This window comes from Gluconobacter sp. P1D12_c (genome assembly GCF_018812105.1).
Lineage (GTDB): Bacteria > Pseudomonadota > Alphaproteobacteria > Acetobacterales > Acetobacteraceae > Gluconobacter > Gluconobacter oxydans_A.
This window is the reverse complement of the sequence record NZ_JACSIQ010000657.1, coordinates 1-401: the sequence shown is the minus strand read 5'-3', so window position 1 is coordinate 401 and position 401 is coordinate 1. Positions and strand designations below refer to the sequence as shown.

At 54.0% G+C, this 401-nt stretch carries 1 protein-coding gene; it reads right to left on the bottom strand.

Annotation, left to right across the window (positions count from 1 at the left end; genetic code table 11):
* Positions 1-354, bottom strand: a 354-nt coding sequence (locus KP705_RS18615; protein ID WP_215765382.1) for a recombinase family protein, incomplete at its 3' end; no start/stop codon positions are given.
* Positions 355-401 lie beyond the last annotated feature (47 nt).

Sequence of the window (401 nt, the reverse complement as noted above, 5' to 3'; positions counted from 1 at the left end):
CGCGAAAGTCGCAAGGATGTTGAAGAACAACTTGCCCATTGGATCAGACGGATCGTGAATACTGTTCCCAAGTTGAAGCTTCACGCCACGGGATGCCAGGCTGTCGCCAATAAGCCGTGCATCAGGGACAGAGCGGGCCAGTCGATCAAGCTTTGGTACGACCAAAGTATCGCCACTACGAACAGCCGCCAGTGCCTGGTCAAGGCCGGCCCTTTCCCGGTTCGTGCCGGTGAAGCCCTTGTCGGTGTAAATACGATCGGCAGAAACACCGAGTTTGAGCAGTTCCTGATGMTGGGCCGCTAGATCCTGTTTGTCCGTCGAGCAGCGGGCATAGCCGATCATTATGTGTGTCATACGGGAAAGTGTAACTTATAAGGCCCCATGACTGCAAAACATATGGT